Annotated in this window: 19 protein-coding genes; 6 read left to right on the forward strand and 13 right to left on the reverse strand. The window is 73.1% G+C overall.

What is annotated here, in order from left to right:
* Positions 1-3: 3 nt before the first annotated feature.
* Both KVF89_RS09250 and KVF89_RS09255 read left to right on the forward strand, forming a co-directional pair.
* Positions 4-882, forward strand: a complete 879-nt coding sequence (locus tag KVF89_RS09250) for an alpha/beta fold hydrolase (protein ID WP_257425085.1) — start codon at positions 4-6, stop codon at positions 880-882.
* A complete protein-coding gene (locus tag KVF89_RS09255) occupies positions 872-1,588 on the forward strand; it encodes a class II aldolase/adducin family protein (protein WP_257425086.1) in 717 nt (238 codons plus the stop codon). Before KVF89_RS09250 ends, KVF89_RS09255 begins: the two co-directional genes overlap by 11 nt.
* A gap of 15 nt (positions 1,589-1,603) precedes the next feature.
* On the opposite strand, the gene KVF89_RS09260 is transcribed toward KVF89_RS09255, so the two are convergent.
* From KVF89_RS09260 to KVF89_RS09305, 10 genes are all read right to left on the reverse strand, one after another.
* Positions 1,604-2,584 carry a DUF808 domain-containing protein gene (locus KVF89_RS09260; protein WP_257425087.1) on the reverse strand — a complete coding sequence of 327 codons (981 nt, stop codon included), beginning with the start codon at positions 2,582-2,584 and terminating at the stop codon, positions 1,604-1,606.
* Positions 2,585-2,644: 60 nt separating this feature from the next.
* The gene (locus KVF89_RS09265) at positions 2,645-3,724 is read right to left on the reverse strand and encodes an acyltransferase family protein (protein WP_257425088.1); all 1,080 of its coding nucleotides are present in this window, start codon (positions 3,722-3,724) and stop codon (positions 2,645-2,647) included.
* 72 nt (positions 3,725-3,796) lie between these two features.
* Entirely contained in the window at positions 3,797-4,822 is a 1,026-nt protein-coding gene (locus KVF89_RS09270) for an SIS domain-containing protein (RefSeq protein ID WP_257425089.1), read from the reverse strand.
* Between the two features lie 23 nt (positions 4,823-4,845).
* On the reverse strand, positions 4,846-5,022 hold the full coding sequence (locus KVF89_RS09275; protein ID WP_257425091.1) for a Trm112 family protein: 177 nt from the start codon (positions 5,020-5,022) through the stop codon (positions 4,846-4,848).
* Positions 5,019-6,404 carry a phosphomannomutase/phosphoglucomutase gene (locus tag KVF89_RS09280; protein WP_257425092.1) on the reverse strand — a complete coding sequence of 462 codons (1,386 nt, stop codon included), beginning with the start codon at positions 6,402-6,404 and terminating at the stop codon, positions 5,019-5,021. The genes KVF89_RS09275 and KVF89_RS09280 overlap by 4 nt, the downstream gene beginning before the upstream one ends.
* A 9-nt stretch (positions 6,405-6,413) precedes the next feature.
* Positions 6,414-7,721 (reverse strand): MFS transporter, encoded by a 1,308-nt coding sequence (locus tag KVF89_RS09285; protein ID WP_257425094.1) that lies wholly within the window; start codon positions 7,719-7,721, stop codon positions 6,414-6,416.
* A complete protein-coding gene (locus KVF89_RS09290; RefSeq protein ID WP_257425095.1) occupies positions 7,718-8,743 on the reverse strand; it encodes an ABC transporter substrate-binding protein in 1,026 nt (341 codons plus the stop codon). Before KVF89_RS09290 ends, KVF89_RS09285 begins: the two co-directional genes overlap by 4 nt.
* A 65-nt stretch (positions 8,744-8,808) precedes the next feature.
* Positions 8,809-9,612, reverse strand: coding sequence for an ABC transporter ATP-binding protein (locus tag KVF89_RS09295; RefSeq protein WP_257425097.1), 804 nt, complete (start codon positions 9,610-9,612; stop codon positions 8,809-8,811).
* A complete protein-coding gene (locus KVF89_RS09300) occupies positions 9,609-10,724 on the reverse strand; it encodes a FecCD family ABC transporter permease (RefSeq protein WP_257425099.1) in 1,116 nt (371 codons plus the stop codon). The genes KVF89_RS09295 and KVF89_RS09300 overlap by 4 nt, the downstream gene beginning before the upstream one ends.
* A gap of 183 nt (positions 10,725-10,907) precedes the next feature.
* Positions 10,908-11,285 (reverse strand): DUF3499 domain-containing protein, encoded by a 378-nt coding sequence (locus tag KVF89_RS09305; RefSeq protein ID WP_257425101.1) that lies wholly within the window; start codon positions 11,283-11,285, stop codon positions 10,908-10,910.
* Between the two features lie 51 nt (positions 11,286-11,336).
* Here KVF89_RS09305 and KVF89_RS09310 point away from each other — a divergent pair, with 51 nt between their 5' ends.
* On the forward strand, positions 11,337-11,789 hold the full coding sequence (locus KVF89_RS09310; RefSeq protein WP_257425102.1) for a metallopeptidase family protein: 453 nt from the start codon (positions 11,337-11,339) through the stop codon (positions 11,787-11,789).
* 21 nt (positions 11,790-11,810) lie between these two features.
* On the opposite strand, the gene KVF89_RS09315 is transcribed toward KVF89_RS09310, so the two are convergent.
* From KVF89_RS09315 to KVF89_RS09325, 3 genes are all read right to left on the reverse strand, one after another.
* Positions 11,811-13,226, reverse strand: a complete 1,416-nt coding sequence (locus KVF89_RS09315) for a DUF5719 family protein (protein ID WP_257425104.1) — start codon at positions 13,224-13,226, stop codon at positions 11,811-11,813.
* The gene (locus tag KVF89_RS09320) at positions 13,219-16,113 is read right to left on the reverse strand and encodes a glycosyltransferase (RefSeq protein WP_257425105.1); all 2,895 of its coding nucleotides are present in this window, start codon (positions 16,111-16,113) and stop codon (positions 13,219-13,221) included. Before KVF89_RS09320 ends, KVF89_RS09315 begins: the two co-directional genes overlap by 8 nt.
* Positions 16,114-16,196: 83 nt before the next feature.
* Positions 16,197-16,451, reverse strand: coding sequence for a WhiB family transcriptional regulator (locus tag KVF89_RS09325; protein ID WP_273475458.1), 255 nt, complete (start codon positions 16,449-16,451; stop codon positions 16,197-16,199).
* A gap of 144 nt (positions 16,452-16,595) precedes the next feature.
* Between KVF89_RS09325 and cofD the strand changes: the two genes are divergently transcribed.
* The 3 genes from cofD to KVF89_RS09340 all read left to right on the forward strand — a co-directional run bounded on the left by cofD (position 16,596) and on the right by KVF89_RS09340 (position 19,440).
* Positions 16,596-17,654: a 2-phospho-L-lactate transferase gene (gene cofD, locus KVF89_RS09330; protein ID WP_257425107.1), complete on the forward strand. Its 1,059-nt coding sequence runs from the start codon at positions 16,596-16,598 to the stop codon at positions 17,652-17,654.
* Positions 17,654-18,610 (forward strand): coenzyme F420-0:L-glutamate ligase, encoded by a 957-nt coding sequence (gene cofE, locus KVF89_RS09335; RefSeq protein ID WP_257425108.1) that lies wholly within the window; start codon positions 17,654-17,656, stop codon positions 18,608-18,610. The genes cofD and cofE overlap by 1 nt, the downstream gene beginning before the upstream one ends.
* A gap of 68 nt (positions 18,611-18,678) precedes the next feature.
* On the forward strand, positions 18,679-19,440 hold the full coding sequence (locus tag KVF89_RS09340; protein ID WP_257425109.1) for a DUF3105 domain-containing protein: 762 nt from the start codon (positions 18,679-18,681) through the stop codon (positions 19,438-19,440).
* Positions 19,441-19,703 lie beyond the last annotated feature (263 nt).

Here is a 19,703-nt window from a genome sequence, read left to right on the forward strand (position 1 = left end):
ACCATGTCCTTCTGGAACGCCACACTCGGCGCCGAGATCCGCTACCACCAGGCCGGTGCCTGGCGCACCCGCTCGCTCGAAGCAGGCTCGACCGGAGAGCACGTCATCATGATCGGCGGCCTCACCGGACACGCCGAGGGCTTCGTCCACAACGTCCTGCCCCTGGCGGAGCGGGGACTGCAGGTCCACGCCATCGACGCGATCGGGCACGGGTTCACCGACAAGCCCCTCGACGTCACGTACCACGCCCCACTCTTCACCGAGCACCTGCTCGCCCTCATGGATGCGCTCGGGATCGAGCGGGCCCACATCGTCGGCCAGAGCCTGGGCGGCTGGATCGCACTCCACACCGCGCGCCATCATCCCGAGCGCGTCGGCAAGATCGTGTTCGCGACCGGTGCCGGCATCCTGCTCGACGACGAGGAGAGCCGGCGCGAGAGCGCCGACGTCCACACCCGGGTCCGCGATGTCACCAAGAAGGCGGTCGACGCGCCCACCCACGACTCCGTGCGCACCCGGCTCGAGTGGCTCATGGCGGACCCGTCGTCGGTGACCGACGAGCTCGTCGAGGCGCGGTACCGGATCTACACCCTGCCCGACAGCCGGCTCGCCATGGCCAAGCTGGTCGCCGAGCAGCCCGGCGAGGAGAACCGGGCTCACCTCCTGACCGAGGCCGAGCTCGCCGCCATCCCCCACGACGTCCTGGTGCTGTGGTCGGACCAGAATCCGACGACCCGCGCGGAGGTGGGCCGCCGCGCGGCCGAGCTGCTGCCCAACGGCTCCTTCGAGCTGATCACCGGCGCCGGTCACTGGCCGATGTTCGAGCAGCCCGAGCAGTTCAACAGGCTGGTGGGCGAGTTCCTGGCCGGACATGGCGCCTGAGGCGGCCCCGCCGGACCCCCGCCGGGCCGTGGTCGAGGCCGGCCAGGTCCTCGCCGACCACGGCCACGCCGACCTGGTCTGGGGACACGTCTCCCTTCGCGACGAGGACGGGCGAGGGCTGTGGCTCAAGCGTCCCGGCCTGGGGTTCGACGAGGTCCTCGAGGACGACGTCCAGCTGCTCGACCTCGACGGCGATGTCGTCGAGGGCGATGGCCCGCCCCACCTGGAGCGCTTCATCCACACCGAGGTGCTGCGGGCGCGTCCGGACGTCGCCTGCGTCGTGCACACGCATCCGGAGGCGGCCACGACGCTGGCGTCGACCGGTCTCCCGCTGCGGCCCGTCGCCCACGAGGCCACGCTGTTCGTGCCGCCCGACATCGCGCGCTTCGTGGAGACGGGCGACCTCATCCGGACGCCCGAGCTGGGCGCGGCCGTCGCCGAGGCGCTCGGCGAGCGCAACGCGCTGCTGTTGGTCAACCACGGCGTCGTCGTCGTCGGCTCGTCGGTCCCCGAGGCCGTCTTCGCGGCCGTGCTGCTGGAGAAGGCGTGCCGGATGCAGCTCATGGCCCTGTCCGCGGCCGGCGGCGACCTGCGCGTGTCCGACGATACCGAGGCACTCGCCAAGAGAGCGCGCTGCTACTCCAGCGTGCAGATGCACCACGGATGGGACTACCTGCGCCGGCGCAACGACCGCCGCCGGCGCTAGCCGACTACTCCCCGGTCAGTGCGAGGGCGTGGTGTCGCTCTCGTGGCGCTCGACCGGGTCCTTGTCGCCCTTGAACGGCAGGAGGGACACGATCACGACGACGACGGCGCCGACCACGAGACCGATCACTGCCGAGATGCCGGTGTTGGCGAGCCACGCCAGCACGCTGCCGAGGAAGCCGTGGACGGCGTGCTCGATGTCGTGCTCGATGCCGTGCACCCACTCGTAGGGCGCGTCCCACCAGCCGACCTCGTGCACGTTGACGAGCAGGATGTGACCGCCGACCCAGAGCATGGCGACGGTGCCGACGACCGAGATGACCGACAGCAGTCTCGGCATGGCGGCGACCAGGCCGCGGCCGACCTTCTGCGCGAACGCCGACGGCCGCTGCGAGAGGAGCAGGCCGGTGTCGTCCATCTTCACGATGAGGGCGACCACTCCGTAGACGACGATCGTGATCGCGATCGCGACCACGACCAGGATCGCGAGCCGGGCCCAGAAGCCCTCGGCGGCGACCTCGTCGAGCGCGATCACCATGATCTCGGCCGAGAGGATGAGATCGGTCCGGATGGCTCCGGCCACCATCTGCTTCTCGGCCTCCGGGCTGATCACGGTGGCCGGGAGCTCGTGGTCGTCATGCTTGGCGAGCAGGTGCCACACCTTGTGCGCGCCCTCGTAGGCGAGGAAGGTGCCGCCGACCATCAAGATGACGGGGAGCAGGTCGGGCAGGAACTCGCTGAGCAGCAGCGCCGCCGGGAGGATGAACAACAGCTTGTTGCGGATGGAGCCGATCGCGATCTGCTTCACGATCGGCAGCTCGCGCTCGGCGGCGACACCGTGGACGTACTGCGGTGTCACCGCCGTGTCGTCGACCACCACACCGGCCGCCTTCGCCGTGGCACGACCGGCCGCTGCGCCGACATCGTCGATCGACGCGGCGGCCATCTTGGCGATGGCGGCGACGTCGTCGAGCAGGCCGAACAGGCCGGCGCTCATCGACGGACTCCGCGGGCGGGACGGACCGGTCCGGAGGGGCTGCGGGGCATGGGCGAAAGGCTACCGGCCCGCGGACACCAACCCGTCCGCTGCGCGGTCCGCGGTCTCCTGCTCGTGGACGACACCGGTGAGCTGGACCGCCTCCCGCACCCGGCGGTGGGCGACGTCGAACGGGTCGACGACCCGCTCGAGCACCCGGCGTACCGGCGGGGCGGCCAGGAGGAGGGCGACGCCCACGCCGATCCCGACCGCGGCGAGGAGGCCCGACCAGGGCCGGTCCTGGGCCCAGGCGACGAAGCCGAGATACTCCAGCTCCTTCACCGCGAAGCCGTGGAAGAGGTAGACGACGAGCGTCGCGCCGCCCATCCGGCTGAACCAGCCGCCGACCCGCGGCACCAGGGTCAGCCAGGCGAGCGCGCCCGCGGCTCCGGCCAGCAGCACCAGCAGCCGGGTGACGATAGCCGTGGACGTGGGGTCGTCGAGGAGGGCGAAGGGCCGGTAGTAGAGGTAGGGCCGGCTCGCCCACTGGTCGAACGAGGCGGCGAGCAGGCCGAGCACGGCGAAGGTCGCGAGGCCGAGCAGCGCGGGGAACCGGCCGCGCAGCCACTCCAGCGCCTCGGGTGTGGTCTTCAGGCCGAGCACGAAGAACGGCAGGAAGCCGAGGACCCGGGGCGCGTCCAGCCAGCGCGTCCAGTCGCCCTCCAGGAAGCCGCCGGCGACGCAGATCCCGACGGCGACGAGCACACCGCCCCACAGCGGCCGGAAGAGCGGGGTGGCGAGGCGCCAGGCGACCATGGCGAGCAGGTACCACAGCGGGAAGTGCGGGTCGGTCCACAGGTCCCAGAGCCGCTCACCTCCCACGTTGATCCGGAACCAGGCGAGCGCGCCCTCGAACAGGAGGTAGGGCACGAGCAGCGTCGTGACCAGCTGCCAGAGCCGGGTCGCGCTGTAGCGGAAGCCACGGGAGAGGTAGCCGGAGAGGAAGACGAAGGCCGGCATGTGCCACAGGTAGACGAAGTCGTAGAGGCGCCCGCCGGGGCCGTCGGCGGGCAGCAGCGCGAGCAGGTGCCCGACCACGACGAGCGTGACCAGGCCCATCTTCGCGTTGTCGAGCCACGGGTCCCGAGTAGGTGAGGCCATCACTCCTTGGTACCCGAACCGCCTGTGCGGAGACCAAGTGTCTGACAACCCGGCGCTGAGAGCCGGCCCGGTTCAGTCCGCGACGAGCCCCAGGCGGAGGTACTCCGCGGCGTAGGTGCCGCTGAGCAGCAGCGAGGCGTAGCGGGCGACCTCACCGGTCGCCTCGGAGGCGACGTGCTCGATCCGGACGTCGTGGCTGCGGGCCGCGTCCTCGAGGCGCTGGCGCTGGTCACGGACCACCGCGTCGTCGACGCCGTCGTCGAGCATGACCAGCACCGGCCGACGATCGCCCGTGCCGTCGGCGACCGGGTCGGCGAACACGTTGCGCGGGCGCGCCGCCTCCACGACCGGGAGAAGGTGCTCGGCGTCACCCGCGAGCGCCGTGCGTCCCGAGGTGCGCCGGATCGACTCCGCGATCCGGCGCGCGGCCCGGGCGGCGAGGACCGAGCCACCCCAGACCAGCGGCGCCGCGTCGGCGAGCGAGATGGCGAGCATCTTCGCGGGGTTGATGGAGATGTCGCGGTGGGGCGAGCACCCGATCGCCACCGTGTCGAGGGCGTCGGCGACGGCCTCGGGGTCGGCCGTCGGGCCGAGGTGCACCTGGTCGAGGAAGGACAGCATCGCGACGGCCGTGGCGAGCTGGTCGCCGGTGCTCGTGGGCAGCAGCGTGGTCCAGCGACCGGTGGCGTGCTCCGCGACGACGGACCCGGGCGGCGCGGCGACCACGAGCTGGCAGCCGCGGCGCGCCGCCTCGGCCACGGCGAGGGCGGTGCCGGGGTCGCCGCCCTCGGGGGCGAGCACGACGACCAGGTCGAGACTGCCGGCCCACCCGGGCAGGGACGGGGACGGCCACGCCACGAAGGGCACCGGACAGAACGGCTCGAGCACGGCCCGCAGCAGCCGGGAGTCCGGGCCGGCCGCGATCACCGCGCGAGGGCGGGACTCGATCGAGCGGGAGACCGCCTCGGCGATCGCGTCCGCGCAGCCACCGACCTCGCGGCGTACCCGCGCACCGGCCTCGGCCAGCGTCCGGAGCCGGAGGCCGCCGGCGGCGAGCGCCGTCTCGTCGTCCAGCCGGGACTCGTCGAACCAGACCATCGGGGCGCTCCTTCGTCCCGCCCTCAGGCGGGCTTGCGGGCCTCGTCGACCAGCAGGACCGGGATCCCGTCGCGGACCGGGTAGACCAGGCCGCAGCCGCCGCAGGCCAGCTCGGGCACGTCGGTCAGCGTCAGCTCCCCCTTGCAGGCCGGGCAGACGATGATCGCGAGCAGCTCCGGGGAGATCTCCGCCGCGCTCACCTGCTGCTCCGGATGGTCGCCAGGACCTCGTCACGGACTCGGATCATGGTGGACTCGTCCCTTCCTTCGGTGTTGAGCCGCAGCAGCGGCTCGGTGTTGGAGGCACGCACGTTGAACGCCCAGTCGGCATGGCCGACGCTGAGCCCGTCGAGCTTGTCGATGGTGACGCCCTCCTGGCCGCCGTACGTCGCCTCCAGCTCCGCGAGCACGGCGCCCTGGTCGGCGACGGTGCTGTTGATCTCGCCACTGAGCGGGTAGCGGGCGTAGGCCGCGAGCAGCTCGGAGAGCGGTCGTTCGGTCTCCGCGAGCGCCGCCATCGCGTGCAGCGCGGCGAGCATGCCGGAGTCGGCGCGCCAGAAGTCGCGGAAGTAGAAGTGGCCGCTGTGCTCGCCGCCGAAGATGGCGTCGGTCTCGGCCATGGTGGCCTTGATGTAGGAGTGTCCGACCCGGGTCCGGACCGGCGTGCCGCCGAGCTCGGTGACGATCTCGGGGACGGCACGCGAGGTGATCAGGTTGTGGATCACCGTGGCACCGGGCTCCTTCGCGAGCTCACGCGCCGCGATCAGCGCGGTGAGCGTGGACGGCGAGACCAGCTCGCCCCGCTCGTCCACCAGGAAGCAGCGGTCGGCGTCGCCGTCGAAGGCCAGCCCGATGTCGGCCCGCTCCGAGACGACCGCCTTCTGCAGGTCGACCAGGTTGGCGGGCTCGATCGGGTTCGCCTCGTGGTTGGGGAAGGTGCCGTCGAGCTCGAAGTACATCGGCACCATCTCGACCTGTCCGGCGAGACGGCCGAAGACTGCCGGCGCCGTGTGCCCGGCCATGCCGTTGCCCGCGTCGACGACCACCTTCAACCGGCGGCCGACGACCGGGGCCAGCGCGAGCAGGTGCGCGGCGTACGCCTGGAGCACGTCGTGGGAGCTGATCGATCCCGACCGGTCCGCCCCACTGGTCGAGCCCGAGGCGCCGGCGGCGACCCGGTCGCGGATCTCGGCGAGGCCGCTCTCCACACCGACCGGCTGCGCCAGCGCCCGGCACATCTTGATGCCGTTGTACTGCGCCGGGTTGTGGCTCGCCGTGAACATCGCGCCCGGCAGGTCGAGGTGGCCGGAGGCGAAGTAGAGCTGGTCGGTCGAGGCCAGTCCGATCATCGTGACGTCGGCGCCGGCCGAGGTCGCGCCGTCGGCGAAGGCACCCGCCAGCGCCGGCGAGCTGGGGCGCATGTCGTAGCCGATCACCATCGCCTCGACGCCGAGCACGTCGACGTACGCGGCTCCGGTCGCCCGTGCCAGCTCCTCGTCGAGCTGCTCCCCGACGATGCCACGCACGTCGTAGGCCTTGAAGACCTTGCTCAGGTTGTCAGAGGACGTCGTGCCACCGGCCATGCCGCGACCCTAGCGGAGGCCCGGCCCGGATCCACCGATGGCTGCCTGCTGCAGGTCCGTACCCGTGCCGAAGTCACGGCGGCGAAGACCGGTGCCGGCGGCGAGAACGAGGCTGACGAGGAGCAGCACGGCGGCGCCGGCCAAGGCCGTCGGCACGTCGACGAGGTCGGCCGTGAGGCCGCCGAGGACGGCACCGAAGGGGGTGCCGCCCCAGGCGATCATGCGGGCGGTGGTGTTGACCCGCGCCTGGAGGTGATCGGGGGTCACGCGTTGGCGGGCGGCGATGCCGTTGAGGATCACCAGCGTGTTCGAGAAGGCCCACCCCAGAAGCAGTGCCAGCACCGCGGGGTAGGGCGGAACGGCGGCCAGGCCGGCAACCGTGGGGACGCCGAGCGCCAAGCCGCCGAGCGTGAGCCAGCCGGTGGGGACCCGGCGCGACATCCACGGGAGTGCGCTCGCCGCGAGGAAGCCACCGGCGGCGACCATCGCGAGCATCACGCCGTAGGAGCGCCCCTCGGCCGCCACATCGAGCTCTCCGACCGCGAGCACGACCAGCAGAGCGGTGACCGCCCCGCCGGTGACGGAGTTGCCGATCCCGACGAGCGTGAGGTCGCGCACGGTCGGTTGGCGCAGCACGAACCGCAGTCCTTCGGCGATGTCGGCGCGCAGCGTGGCACGGACCGGACGCTCCCCGCGGGTGGCCTGGGCCACGTGCGGCCCCATCGGGGCGGCGATGGTCACCACCAGCGCGGCCGCGACGACGTAGGACACAGCGTCGACGCTCAGGGCCTGCGCCGCACCGAGCCAGGCGACCAGGAGCCCACCCAGGGCGGGGGCGGCGACGGAGACCAGGGTCGAGCTCGTCCAGACGAGGCTGTTGGCCGCGACGATGCGCTCGCGGCCCACGATCGCCGGCAACGCACCGAACGCGGCGGCGTCGAACCAGACGAAGGAGGTCGCGAGCACCAGCGCCACGGCGAGCGCGTGTGCGGGCGTCAGCAGATCGGCGGCGTGCGCGATCGGCACTGTCGCCAGTGCCGTCGCGGAGGTCAGCTGCGCGGCCACCATCAACCGGCGCCGGGACACCCGGTCGGCGACGGCGCCGGCGATCAGCCCGAACAGGAGGTACGGCGCCACCTGCGCTGCTGCGACGAGTGCGGTCAGGAATGCCGAGCCGGACAACCGCAGGACGAGCAGGGGCATCGCGACCCCGGTCACCGCCGAGCCGGCGACCGCGGTCACGCGTGCCGCGGTGAACAGCAGCAGAGCGCGATCCCGGTGCAGCCGGTCGGCGGTGACCGGAGTCGCGGCACTCACTCGTGCAGACCCTCGGCCACGACACGCACGCCCTCGATCGCCGACAGGGTGCCGGGCTGGACGAAGGTGTTGTCCACGGCGACGAGACGGCCTTCGCGCACGGCGGCGGTCTCGCGGAACGTCGAGGTGAGGTACTCGATGCTCTCCTGCTCGTGCGCCTCGTTGTTGACGGAGAAGACGAAGGCGTCGGGGTCCTTGGCCAGCACGGACTCAGGGCCGACCTCGGCGGCGAAGAAGTCGGAGAACAGGCCGCCGTCGTCATCGAAGACGCTCTCACCGCCGGCGAGCCGCAGGACGTCGATCTCGATGGCGCCGCCGATCGCGTAGAGCTTGCCGCCCTCGACGTACACCTGGGCCGCGCGCACCGGCACCTGGTTCTCGAGCGTCCCGGCGATCTCCGCCAGCTCGGCGCGGGCGGCGGCCTCGAGCTCGGCGGCGCGCTCCTGCACACCGAACACCTGCCCGAGGATCTCCAGGTCGGTGAAGGTGTCCTCGACCGTGCCCTCCGAGCGGCGCTCGACACACCCCCCGGTGGCGACCAGGCTCGTAGCACCGAGACCCTCGAGGTCGTCGTACCCGGCGAACCCCATCTCGGTGTTGAACTCGTACTCGGTGCCGCTGAGTACGAGATCAGGGGTCCGGGAGATGAGCGTCTCCTTGTCTGGCGGGGCATCGCTGCTGATGGAGGGGATCGCCTCGACCTGCGCGGACAGCTCGGGACTGGGCTCGCCCAGCGCGTCCTGCGCTTGGGCGACGACACGGTCCCCGACCCCGAGCTGGATCAGCAGCTCGGTGATGCTGGGGTGGAGACTGACCACCCGTTCCGGTGCGGCGTGGACGGTCACGTCGCGTCCACAGTTGCTGATCTCGACCGGGTACGACGCGTCGCTCGGCGACGGCGCCGCCTGGTCGTCGCTCCGGGTGACATTGCCGCAGCCGGTCGCGAGCAGTGCTATCGCCGCGACCGATGCGGTCGTCGCGAAAGGAGCGCGGAGGCGCGCTGGGGGCAGGGACCGGGACATGGTGGTTCTCCTTGTTTCTCGTTGTCTTCTCGACGCGGGGTGGCGGCGGAGTGGGCGAGCCGGGATCAGTGAGCGGCGGGCGAGCGGCGGGAGACCGCGATCAGGGGTCGCCGGGTGCGGGGGTGGGTCAGCACGTCGCACGCGACGCCGTACACGTCCTCGACGCGGGCCGGGGTCAGCACCTCGCTCGGGCGGCCCTGGGCGACGAGCCGGCCGTCTGCGAGCAGGGCGATGCGGTCGCAGTAGGTCGCGGCAAGCGTGAGGTCGTGCAACGCCACGACGCAGGTGAGGTCGAGCGACGTGACCAGCTCGAGCAGCTCGATCGTGTGGCTGACGTCGAGGTGGTTGGTCGGTTCGTCGAGCAGCAGGACCTGTGGCTCCTGGCACAGTGCCCGGGCGAGCAGCACGCGCTGACGCTCGCCGCCCGACAACGTGGGGAACGCGCGATCGGCCAGGTGGGCTCCGCCGACGCGATCCAGGCAGATGCGGGCGAGCTCGCCGTGACCGCGGCGCCCATCCCGCCGACGAGGATGCGGGATGCGCCCCAGCAGCACGACCTCGAGGACGGTCAGCTCGAGGTCGACCGCATGGTCCTGGGTGAGGACGGCGCAACGCTGCGCCAGTTCCCGCGGCCGGGTGGTCGCGACGTCGAGCCCGGCCGTGCGCACCGTCCCTGCCGTCGGTCGCACCACGCCGTACGCAGCGCGCAGCAAGGTCGACTTCCCGCTGCCGTTGGGGCCGAGCAGCCCGACCATCTCGCCGACGTCCGCCTGCAGCGAGACGCCGTGCAGAACCTGCTTCCCGCCCAGTGCGACATCGAGCTCGTGGATCTCCAACCCGCCGAGGGTGCTCTGTGCCGGGCCCTTCATGCCACACTCCCGGTCGGTCGCCGACGCAGGAGCCAGAGGAAGAACGGCGCCCCGACCAGGGCGGTGACCACCCCGACCGGAAGCTCGCGCGGTGCCGCCGCGGTTCGCGCGACGGTATCGACCACGACGAGCAGCATCGCCCCGACGATCATCGCGACGGGCAGCAGGCGCCGGTGATCGGCGCCGACGAGAAGGCGGCACACGTGCGGCACCACCATGCCCACGAAGCCGATGCCTCCCGCGACGGCGACCACGCTGCCGACCAGGACCGACGTGACGAGAAGGGTCTCGATCCTGAACCGGGTGACGTCGACCCCCAGTGAGGTCGCCGTCTCGTCGCCGGTCATCACCGCGTTGAGGCGGTCGGTGCGCCGCAGGGCGTACGCCGCCCCGAGCCCCAACGCGATCGCCGGCAGCGGGAGCGTCCCCCAGTCGGCCGAGGAGATGCTGCCGAGGAGGAAGAAGAGGATGCTGGGCAGCTTGCCGTGCTCCGCCGTCACGGTCAGCCAGCTGGTGAGGGCGCTGAACAGATAGGACAGGGCGACCCCGGCCAGCACCAGGCGAAGCGACTCGATGCGACCTCCCCGCGATGCCAGGACGTACACGAGAACGCCCGCCAGGGCCGCGCCGCCGAACGCCGAGCCCGTCACGAACAGGCCGGGAACGCCGGCGCCCAGGACCAGCCCGATCACGGCACCGAGTGCGGCCCCGGACGACGCTCCCAGCACGTACGGGTCCGCCAACGGGTTGCGGATCACGGCCTGAAGGATCACGCCGACCAGCGCCAACGCCGCGCCGACCACCGCCGCCAGCAGCACTCGCGGCGTCCGGAACGACCACACGATGCGGTCCTCGACCACGCTCCAGCTGGCGACGTGCTCACCCGGCAGGAGATGAGCCCCCAGGATCCGCACCGTCGTCTCGGGCCGCACCCCTGCCGCCCCGAGACCGACACTCACCACCATCGCGACCGCGAGGGTGGCGCCGAGCACCATGACGACGAGCCAGAACGGCGGGCGCGATCGCAGCGACGACCGGCGCGCGCCGAGCGCGGCGGACGGGCGCGCCATCGCGGGCGCGGACTGCTCGAGGGGCGGGGAGGACCGAGGCATAGTTGCAAATGATAACCATTCCCAATTTGAGCCTCAGCCAGGGGCCCGCACAGCGACGCGCGGGGCCACCGCGCGACTCGCCTCCCCCGGGGTCCGCCGGGTCGTGTCGCCACGTGGCCCGACCGTCCCGATGGACCCGCCGCGGCACCTCACGACCGACGAACCACCGCCGGCCGACCCGGCTCAGTCAGTGGTGAGCATGCGGAGATGGCCCTTGCGCGCCACCTCACGCCCCGCCTCGCGGGGCGGCTCGACAGGCTCGCGACGCACGGGACGCGCCGCCTCGCGGACGGCGTCGGCGAGGGCGAGCAGATCGTCGTTGCTGGGGCCCTGCTGCTGGTTGCCGAGCGCGAGCCGGAGGACCTCCCAGCCCCGAGGGGCGGAGAGTCGCTCGCTGTGCACGTCGCACAGGTCGTAGGCATGCGGCTCGGCGTACGTCGCCAGGGGTCCGAGCACGGCGGTGGAGTCGGCGTAGACGTAGGTGAGCGTGGCAACGGCGCGGCGGGCACAGGCTGTGCGCGAGCAGGTCCGCAGGCTCCGCGGGGCCGGGTTCGCACTCACGGCGCAGACGCTACCGCCCTCCCGGGTGATCGGTGGCTAGGCTCGCTGGTCATGGAGTCCTCCTTGTCCCCCCGCCGGCACCGCGACCGGCGCGGGCGCGGGATGCGCGGTCCCGCGGTGCTGCCGCTGGGGACCCCCGGGCACCGGCCACCGCGACCACGCAGCCGGCGCGAGACCTTCGACCGGATCATGCTCGACGTGGTGACCGCCATCGACGCGCGCTGGTCGGACCACCTCGGCCTCGTGGAGTACGCCGTCGAGGACGCTCCCCAGCTCCCCGACGACTGGGACTCGGGGAGGGTGCCGCTGTCGTCGCTGGTGCGCGGCTCCGGTACGACGCCGACCCGGCTGGTCGTCTTCCGCCGCCCGCTCGAGCACCGCGCGGCGGACCGCACCGACCTGGAGGCGATCGTGCTCACCATCGTGGTCGAGCAGGTCGCGGAGCTGCTGGGCATCGAGCCGGCCCAGGTCGACCCGCGCTACCTGCCGGACGACGAGGACTGAGGCACCGTACCTACTCCGGCCCTACTCCGGCGCGACCGCCGGGATCCGGGCATGCGTCTCGGCGGGCCGCAGCCGCAGCGTCGCCAGGCCCGGCTGGGCGCCCTTGACCGGCAGCATCACGACGCCGGCGACGCGACTGGTGCGCGGCTCGACCGCGACGAGCACGGCCTCGGGCGGCAGGTCGAGCGCGGCGGCCCGGTCGGGTGCGACCTCGACCTGGTCCTCACGCAGCACGGTCCCGTCGGCGGCGTACGACCTCACGTGCACCACGCCGTTGCGGCTCGCGTGACCGAGGAGCAGGGTCTTCTCCCCCACCGGAAGCACGGCGGCCGTCGGCTCGCGCACGGCGATCGCCGGCGCGAGCAGGGCGAGATCCTTGCGCTGCATCAGCCGGACCGAGGCGACGACCGGCTCGGCGGACTCGATGAGCACCCCGAGCACCCCGGCCGCATTGTCCCCGGTGAGCAGCGGCCGGAGGTCGACCTCCCGCACCGCGTGGGGCGGGACGGACACGTCCGGAGCACCGGTCGGGGTGAAGGTGGCGTCGGCGGTCACCAGCCGCAGCTGCGCACGGACCTCGTCGTCGCCGGGATTGGCGACGACGAGGGTGGCGTTGCGGGCCCCGTCGAGGCCGAGGATCAGGTTCTCAGTGTCGGGCTCGGCCTGGCTCGGCAGGAAGTCCGTGGTGGAGCGCCCCCGGCCGAGCTGGTCGCTGGTGTTGCGCGCCGTGACGCTCACCCGGCCCCGGGTGACGGTGACGTGGGCGGCCGTCGTCCCCCGCCGCGGCGCCGCGGTGGCGAGGTCGATCCGCTGCACGCCGTGGGCCGGGACCTGGATGCCGCGCAGGGCCGGCTCCTCGGCCGGACCCTCCTCATCGTGGAGCGCGACGTCGACCACGGCCTCGCCGTCGTCGGGATTCACCAGCTCCAGCGTGGTGGCGTAGCGGGCGGTGGCGCCGAGTCCAACCAGCCACTCGTCGTACGCCGGGGGGCGGCACTCGGGCACGGCCAGCGGATCGTCACGTCCGGCGGTGATGCCCGGCGCGGCGGCACCCTGGCCGTCGAGGACCACGGGGCCGGCGCTGTCGGGAACGACCGCCGTCACGCCTTCCGTGACCGTCACCGACACTCCGGCCACGGCCACGGCGCCGTCCGGCGGCGCCGCGAGCACGGCGAGCTCGCCGCCGGCGACACCGGGTGACCGGCCGGCGCGCGCCGTACTCGTCGTCCCGGTCCCACCGGGGCACACGACGGTCGACGAGGTGAGCTCGACCGTGGTCGGCGGCCGCAGTCCGGCGAGCGGCGTCCGCTCCTCGCCGATCACTCCGATCGCGACGGCGACGACGGCGGGCAGCACGAGCGCCAGGGCGACCAGGATGTCGACCCTCCGGCGGCGCGCGACGGACGCGCGGCGGCCTGCTGGCTTGTGGTCACTCATCGCGGTTCCTTCGCAGGGGCGGGAGGGCGAGCACGACCAGCACCGGGATCGCGCCGGCCTGGATCAGCAGCAGGATCCAGCGCAGCCAGGCCACCCAGTCACGGTGGCCGGGCAGCGGTCCCGGCTCGGGACTGACCTGCCAGGCCCGCGTGCCGCGCTCGGAGCTGGCCTGGACCAGGCCGGAGGTGGCGTCCAGGCTGGCGGCGATCGCGCCGTTGGCCGGGGCGGCCTGGACGATGTAGCGGATGCCGAGATCCGAGAGCCGGGTGACGGCGTCCGGGTCGGGTGAGGTCACCAGCGAGCGGATGGTCGCGGTGACGCCGCGGTCCTCGGCGGTCAGTCCGGCGATCTCGTCCTCACCGACGGTCGGGCCGTCGCCGCGGTGCACGTCGTAGCGCAGTCCGGCGTCCATGCCGCCCCGCAGCACGAGTACGCCGTTGTGCTCGGCCTGCTCGGCGCGCTGGGCCATGTAGACGGGGACGTCGGAGGACGGTGGGTCGCGCAGCTCCTCCGCGCCCCAGCCCGCGAACCACACGAGCCCGACGAGAGGGGCGACCAGGCCGGCGACGCCCGCCGCGGCCAGGGCCGCCTGCGCGGGCTTGGCCTGGTCGCCGAGGTGATGCAGGGCGAGGCCGCCCAGCAGGATCGCGGTGATCCACGCGCCCTGGAGTACCAGCAGCACGGCGCCGAGGCCCGGCTGCTGACCCACCGGGCCGGCGATGTCGACCGTCGTGATCGCCAGCGGCACGGCGACCACGGCCGCGACCGCGGCGACCAGCCAGCACACGACGACGGGGATCCGGGTCGCGCGGGGCACCAGTGCCAGCAGGGCCAGCACGGGCAAGGCCAGACCGACGGCGATCGGCGCCCCCAGGCCGCCGAGCCGCCCGGCGAGGAGCTCCCACCCGGAGGTGGCCGCGGTCGGCCAGCGGCCGACCTCCAGGACCGTGCCCGCGACCCCGCCCTCCAGGAGCAGGGGCAGCCACCACGGCAACAGGACGAGCAGCGGCACGGCCAGGGCGGCGACGGGCGGTCCCCACACGGAGCGGTCGCGGACCTCGCCGGGGACGAGGCGGACCGCGCAGCCGAGCAGGACGCCGACGAGCACCGCCACGAGCGGCCAGGCGGGCGGCGCGACGGCCGTGAGCAGCGCGAGCGCCAGGCCGGTGCGCCAGGCCGCACGCCACCGGTGCCCGGCGTCGGGATCGGCGAAGCCGAGCGCGGCATGCGCCATCCACGGCAGCACCGCGGCGGCGACCACGACGCCCCAGCGGCCACCGCCCCAGGCGCCGGACACGAGGGGGACGAGCGCCCACGTCACCGAGCCCCACAGGAGCAGCCAGCGCGGGGCGCCGTACGGCGTGACGAGGCGGCCGACGACGCGGAGGAACCGCCAGGCGCCCCACAGGCCCAGCGGCGCGGCGAGGGCCATCAGGACGGACAGGAGGAGCGAGGGGCCGAACGGCAGGCCGAGAAGGGCGAGCGGCAGGACGTACGCCGGCGCCGGGATGTCGCTGCCGAAGCCGATCGGATGGCGGCCCTCCAGGTGCAGCGCCCACCAGTCGCCGACGCTCGCGGGAGCGGGCGAGAGGGCGCCGCCGGCGATGCCGCCGACCACGTCGCGGACGCCGACGAGCAGCGCGACGACCGTGACCGCGGTCGCCACGGCGACGGGGTTGGTGAGGAAGCGCACCACGATGCCGGTGTCGGCGAACTCCTCGTCCTCGTCACGGTGGCGGGCCGGCGGCGGACCGGCGGCGGCGTCCCGCTCGGCGGCGGCGACCCGTCGGCGATCGGCGACATCGGCGGCCTGGTTGGTCGCGGCCGCGACGAGGTCGGAGACGAAGTCGAGGCCGTGTCGGTAGGGCACCCACCAGGGCGCCAGCAGGCGGCGTACCCGGGACCGGTCCACGCCGCCTCCGCCCGCCGCGCGGCGCGCGCGCCGGGCGGCGCGGAGGGCGCCGGGACGGCGCAGGACCGAGATCAGCGCGGCCAGCTCGTCGAGCGCCTCGCCGACGGCCCGGACGCAGAGCAGGCCGAGCACGCGCAGCAGGGAGCCGACGGTGAGCCGCAGCGCCTGCAGGGGAAGGGTGGCGCCGCGGGCGTTGGCGAGCAGGGTGAAGAGCGCGGCGCGGCGCTCCTGGAAGTGGGTGTGTCGCCCGGTCAGCGGCGTGCGTCGCACGCCGCGGTGCGCGGCCTCGGCGTGGAAGACGACGGCGGACGGGACCACGATGGTGGTCCGGCCGGCCGCGGCGGCGCGCCAACCGAGGTCGATGTCGTTGCCGAAGATCGGCAGGGCGGGGTCGAAGCCGCCGAGCTCCTCGAGCACCTCGCGGCGCACGAGCATGCCCGCGGAGTTGACCGCCAGCACCTCACGGACCTCGTCGTGCTGGCCCTGGTCGTACTCGCCGCGCTCCAGGCCGGTCTCGCGCCGGCCGGTGCCGCTGATGGTGACGCCCAGCTCGAGCAGGCGGCGCAGCGAGGGCCACTCACGCAGCTTGGGGCCGAGGATGTCGGCCTCGGGCCGCTGCGCGGCGGCGTCGAGAAGTGCGGCCAGCGCGTCGGGCGCGGGACTCGCGTCGTCGTGCAGGATCCACACCCACTCGGGTGCGGCACCACTCCCCGTCGACGCGGACAGCGCGAGCAGGCCGTCGGCGACGGCATCGGGGAACCCGGCGTCCCGGGGCAGGGAGCGCTGCTCGAGGGGCAGTCGATCCGCGAGGGCGACCCGGACCAGCTCGGCGCTGCCGTCCGAGCTCCCGGTGTCGACGGCCACGACCCGCGTAGGGGGCGCGGTCTGCGCGAGCAGGCCGTCGAGGACCGCCGGCAGCCAGGAGCTGCCGTCGTGGCTGACCAGGAGGACAGCCACCTCGGGTTGTTGCGACACGAGGTCAGACCCTACGACCGACGGCCCGAAGGGGGCGAACCGTCAGCGCGAGCCGGAGTCGCGCGCGAGCTGGGCAGGTCAGCTCAAACGGCGCGCTTCTTCAGCTTGCGACGCTCACGTTCCGACATACCGCCCCAGATGCCGAAGCGCTCGTCATTGCCCAGCGCGGCCTCGAGGCATTCGGCGCGCACCTCGCAGGTCTGACAGACCTTCTTGGCCTCGCGCGTCGATCCTCCCTTCTCAGGGAAGAACGCCTCGGGGTCCGTCTGGGCGCACAACGCACGCTCCTGCCACCCCAGCTCGTCGGAATCTGCTTCGACCAGGAACAGTTCCCTCACGATTTCGCCCCTTACGACTCGACCCGGTGCCCCGAACGACACCATTGGAATTACATACGTGTCATACCCAAAGAGTCAAGGTCGAATCTGCTATAGGCAACCCCGTGCATCCTGCCGCTCTCGGGCAGGGCACAGTTGTCCCCCGTGGAATCGACACCTGACGCGACAACCGCTGGACCCATCGGCGGACCGCTCCGCCAGCTGACCGTCCTCTCGGGCGGCATGGGCGGAGCCCGGTTCCTGCAGGGCCTGCTCCACGGCATCGCCACCGGAACCCTACCCGGTGTGGCCACGGACGCCCACGTGACGGTCATCGCCAACAACGCGGACGACTGGTGGATCCACGGCCTCAAGGTCTGCCCCGATCTCGACACGGTGATGTACACCCTCGGCGACGGGATCGACCCCGAGCGGGGCTGGGGACGTCGAGCGGAGACGTGGAGCGCCAAGGAGGAGCTGGCGGCGTACGGCGTGGAGCCCACCTGGTTCGGTCTCGGCGACCGGGACATCGCCACCCACCTGGTGCGTACCCAGATGCTCGACGCCGGGTACCCGCTCTCCCAGGTGACCCAGGCGCTGTGCCGACGCTGGCTCACCCCGGCGTACGGCGACACGCTGAGCCTCCTGCCGATGACCGACGACCGGGTCGAGACCCACGTCGCCGTCGCGGACCCCGACTCCCCCAGCGGACGGCGGGTCGTGCACTTCCAGGAGTACTGGGTGCGGCTGCGCGCCGAGGTGCCCGCCGAGCAGGTCGTCTTCGTCGGGATGGACGAGACCACCCCCGCCCCCGGGGTGGTCGAGGCGATCACCGGCGCCGACCTCGTGCTGCTGCCGCCCTCGAACCCGGTCGTGTCGGTCGGCACCATCCTCGGCGTGCCCGGCATCCGGGACGCGGTGCGGTCCACCGAGGCGAAGGTCGTCGGCCTCTCCCCCATCGTCGGCGACACCCACGTGCGCGGCATGGCCGAGCAGATGCTGACCTCGATCGGCGTCGAGGTCAGTGCCGCCGGCGTCGGCCTCAACTACGGCGCCCGCGCGGCCGGCGGCGTGCTCGACGGCTGGCTCGTCGACGAGCGGGACGCCGCCCAGGTCGCCCGGCTCGAGGCGGCGGGCATCCGCGCGGCCGCCGTACCCCTGATGATGACCGACCACGACGCCACGGCCGCGATGGCCGCCGCGGCGATCGAGCTGGTGTGCTGATGTCGCTGACGGTGCGCGCGCCCGAGGGCGTCCCCGAGATCCGGCCCGGCGACGACCTCGCCGCCGCCCTGCTCGGCGCCCTCGGGCCCGACGACCTGGTCGACGGCGACGTCCTCGTCGTCACCAGCAAGGTCGTCAGCAAGGCCGAGGGACGGATCGAGGACGGCGACCGCGAGGCCTGGATCGACGCCGAGACCGACCGGCTCGTCGCCCGGCGCGGCCCGACCCGGATCGTGCGCAACCGGCTCGGCCTGACCATGGCCGCCGCCGGCGTCGACGCCTCCAACGTCGAGCAGGGCTCCGTGGTGCTGCTGCCGATCGACCCCGACGCGTCCGCCCGCCGCCTGCGTGCCGCGGTGGCCGAGCGGCGCGGCGTCAACGTCGGGGTCGTCATCACCGACACCGCCGGCCGGGCCTGGCGCGAGGGCCAGACCGACATCGCCATCGGCGCCGCCGGCCTGACCGTCCTCGAGTCCTTCACCGGCCGGGTCGACGCCCACGGCAACGAGCTGGCGGTCACCGCCCCCGCCGTCGCCGACGAGATCGCCTCGGCCGTCGAGCTCGCCCAGGGCAAGCTCGGCTCCCGGCCGTGCGCCGTCCTGCGCGGCCGCGCCGACCTCGTCCTCGCACCCGGCACCGATGGCCCCGGCGCGCGGGCCCTCATCCGCGCCGACGGCGCCGACCTGTTCGGGTACGGCGCCCGCGAGGCCGTGATCCAGGCCGTGGCCTCCCGACCGGCCGCACGCGCACCGTTCGGCAGCGCGGTCGGCGCCGACGAGTTCGTCGCTGCGCTGAGCCGCGCGGGGATCGCGGCGCAGGCGGCGACTCCGGTCGACGTACGCACCCGGAGAGAGCGACGCGCGGCGGCCGACATCGTCGCCTTCGCCCACGGCTGGGAGAGCGTGGAGACAGGAGATCTCGACACCGACCTGCGGTTTCGACCGGCGACTCCGTAGACTTCCCGCGTTCGCCGCACGGGGCGCGCTCACGCCTGCCCCCTCACGACCAAGACGAGGTACCCGCAGTGGCCAAGTCCAGCAAGTCCGAGAAGTCGGAGCGCCGCCAAGTCATCGACGACGTCCGGCGGAAGCAGAAGCGCGCCGACAGCCGCCAGGGCATGGCCATCGTGGGCGTGTGCGTCGTGGTCGCCCTGGTGATCATCGGGGCCGCTCTCTACCCGAAGGCCCGCGACATCGTCAACGACCGGAAGTGGAAGGGCAAGAGCGTCGCCGAGATCGGCGCCGCGGCCAGCGTCTGCGGTGACATCACCGAGAAGGAGGCGACCGGCAGTGGCGACCACGTCCCCGAGGGGCAGCAGGTCGACTACACCGACGGCCCGCCCGCGTTCGGTCCGCACTGGAACGTCGCCGGCATCGCCCCCGCGCCGATCGGCGACCGCTTCTACACCACGGACTCCCGCCCCGAGCTCGAGCAGCTGATCCACAACAGCGAGCACGGCTACACGATCCTCTGGTACGACGCCACCGCCGCCGACGACTCCGAGCAGATCTCGGCCATGCGCGCCATCGCCAAGATCATGGACGCCAACGACACCAACCAGCGGTTGAAGTTCAAGGTCGCGCCCTGGACCAAGGCCGACATCAAGGAGACGGGCAAGGCCTTCCCCGAGGGCCAGCACGTCGCCCTCACCCACTGGCGGGTCGACCGGGACACCGAGAAGCAGTACGGCGCCTGGCAGTACTGCTCCGAGGTCAGCGGTGACGCACTCGAGTCCTTCATGGACAAGTACCCGTTCACGGACGCGCCCGAGCCCTACGCGTACTGAGTTGATGGCGCGAGCGCGTCGTCGCTTCGCTCCGCCGCGCTGCCGCGCACGCAGTTGGCTTCCGTAGCCGGTTGAGTCCGTCTGGCGGCCACCCGCCGGCTCGAGGAAAGCTCGGCTCCTCCGCTCCGGTCGCTCCTTCGTCGCTCCCTACACTCCGTCGCCTTCGCTTTCCACGACGACCGGCCCGACATTCAGGCGCTCGCGCCATCGGGCGTCACCGAGGCCACGGCGGGAACGCCGGGCGAGGAGGCGCAGGGAGCGAG

The sequence above is a fragment of the Nocardioides carbamazepini genome (assembly GCF_024614185.1).
In the GTDB taxonomy this organism is placed as follows: Bacteria; Actinomycetota; Actinomycetes; order Propionibacteriales; family Nocardioidaceae; genus Nocardioides; species Nocardioides carbamazepini.

Excerpts from the sequence above, each read along its gene's own strand:
- KVF89_RS09250 (WP_257425085.1), top strand. The coding sequence starts at position 4 with ATGTCCTTCTGGAACGCCACACTCGGCGCCGAGATCCGCTACCACCAG.
- KVF89_RS09255 (WP_257425086.1), top strand. The coding sequence starts at position 872 with ATGGCGCCTGAGGCGGCCCCGCCGGACCCCCGCCGGGCCGTGGTCGAG.
- KVF89_RS09260 (WP_257425087.1), bottom strand. The coding sequence starts at position 2,584 with ATGAGCGCCGGCCTGTTCGGCCTGCTCGACGACGTCGCCGCCATCGCC.
- KVF89_RS09265 (WP_257425088.1), bottom strand. The coding sequence starts at position 3,724 with ATGGCCTCACCTACTCGGGACCCGTGGCTCGACAACGCGAAGATGGGC.
- KVF89_RS09270 (WP_257425089.1), bottom strand. The coding sequence starts at position 4,822 with ATGGTCTGGTTCGACGAGTCCCGGCTGGACGACGAGACGGCGCTCGCC.
- KVF89_RS09280 (WP_257425092.1), bottom strand. The coding sequence starts at position 6,404 with ATGGCCGGTGGCACGACGTCCTCTGACAACCTGAGCAAGGTCTTCAAG.
- KVF89_RS09290 (WP_257425095.1), bottom strand. The coding sequence starts at position 8,743 with ATGTCCCGGTCCCTGCCCCCAGCGCGCCTCCGCGCTCCTTTCGCGACG.
- KVF89_RS09295 (WP_257425097.1), bottom strand. The coding sequence starts at position 9,612 with ATGAAGGGCCCGGCACAGAGCACCCTCGGCGGGTTGGAGATCCACGAG.
- KVF89_RS09300 (WP_257425099.1), bottom strand. The coding sequence starts at position 10,724 with ATGCCTCGGTCCTCCCCGCCCCTCGAGCAGTCCGCGCCCGCGATGGCG.
- KVF89_RS09310 (WP_257425102.1), top strand. The coding sequence starts at position 11,337 with ATGGAGTCCTCCTTGTCCCCCCGCCGGCACCGCGACCGGCGCGGGCGC.
- KVF89_RS09315 (WP_257425104.1), bottom strand. The coding sequence starts at position 13,226 with ATGAGTGACCACAAGCCAGCAGGCCGCCGCGCGTCCGTCGCGCGCCGC.
- cofE (WP_257425108.1), top strand. The coding sequence starts at position 17,654 with ATGTCGCTGACGGTGCGCGCGCCCGAGGGCGTCCCCGAGATCCGGCCC.